General features: G+C 50.5%; 2 rRNA genes. Both read right to left on the bottom strand.

Features of this window, described 5'->3' with window-relative positions:
- A 23S ribosomal RNA gene (locus FFS28_RS21630) occupies positions 1 to 656 on the bottom strand; the annotation flags it as partial.
- Between the two features lie 208 nt (positions 657 to 864).
- Positions 865 to 1,511 (bottom strand): 16S ribosomal RNA (locus FFS28_RS21625); the annotation flags it as partial.

The following is a 1,511-nucleotide window of genomic DNA, read 5'->3' as shown; positions in this document are numbered from 1 at the left end:
ACTTAACGCCCAGTTAAGACTCGGTTTCCCTTCGGCTCCCCTATACGGTTAACCTTGCTACAGAATATAAGTCGCTGACCCATTATACAAAAGGTACGCAGTCACCCCATAAAAGAGGCTCCCACTGCTTGTACGTACACGGTTTCAGGTTCTTTTTCACTCCCCTCGCCGGGGTTCTTTTCGCCTTTCCCTCACGGTACTGGTTCACTATCGGTCAGTCAGGAGTATTTAGCCTTGGAGGATGGTCCCCCCATATTCAGACAGGATACCACGTGTCCCGCCCTACTCTTCGAGTTCACAGCAAGTGTGCTTTCGTGTACGGGACTATCACCCTGTACCGTCGGACTTTCCAGACCGTTCCACTAACACACAAGCTGATTCAGACTCCGGGCTGCTCCCCGTTCGCTCGCCGCTACTGGGGGAATCTCGGTTGATTTCTTTTCCTCGGGGTACTTAGATGTTTCAGTTCCCCCGGTTCGCCTCGTTAACCTATGTATTCAGTTAACGATAGTGCAACGGATTGCACTGGGTTTCCCCATTCGGACATCGCCGGGTCAAAGGTTCATATCACCTCGCCGGCGCTTTTCGCAGATTAGCACGTCCTTCATCGCCTCTGACTGCCAGGGCATCCACCGTGTACGCTTAGTCGCTTAACCTCACAACCCGAAGATGTTTCTTTCGATTCACCATCGACTTGCGAAAATTTGAGAGACTCGAACACACATTAACTGTGTGTCGTTTCAATTTTCAGCTTGATCCAGATTTTTAAAGAGCAAAATTTCACAATGCACTTCGCAGTACATTTTGAAATTTATCATTCATCAGACAATCTGTGTGGACACTGCAAAGGCAGGTTCTTTAAGGTAAGGAGGTGATCCAACCGCAGGTTCCCCTACGGTTACCTTGTTACGACTTCACCCCAGTCATGAATCACAAAGTGGTAAGCGCCCTCCCGAAGGTTAAGCTACCTACTTCTTTTGCAACCCACTCCCATGGTGTGACGGGCGGTGTGTACAAGGCCCGGGAACGTATTCACCGTAGCATTCTGATCTACGATTACTAGCGATTCCGACTTCATGGAGTCGAGTTGCAGACTCCAATCCGGACTACGACGCACTTTATGAGGTCCGCTTGCTCTCGCGAGGTCGCTTCTCTTTGTATGCGCCATTGTAGCACGTGTGTAGCCCTACTCGTAAGGGCCATGATGACTTGACGTCATCCCCACCTTCCTCCAGTTTATCACTGGCAGTCTCCTTTGAGTTCCCGGCCTAACCGCTGGCAACAAAGGATAAGGGTTGCGCTCGTTGCGGGACTTAACCCAACATTTCACAACACGAGCTGACGACAGCCATGCAGCACCTGTCTCAGAGTTCCCGAAGGCACCAATCCATCTCTGGAAAGTTCTCTGGATGTCAAGAGTAGGTAAGGTTCTTCGCGTTGCATCGAATTAAACCACATGCTCCACCGCTTGTGCGGGCCCCCGTCAATTCATTTGAGTTTTAACCTTGCGG

Source organism: Enterobacter sp. 2VL (genome assembly GCF_005503595.1).
Lineage (GTDB): Bacteria > Pseudomonadota > Gammaproteobacteria > Enterobacterales > Enterobacteriaceae > Enterobacter > Enterobacter cancerogenus.
The sequence above is the reverse complement of the archived record's forward strand: the minus strand, read 5'-3'. Positions and strand labels throughout refer to the sequence as shown.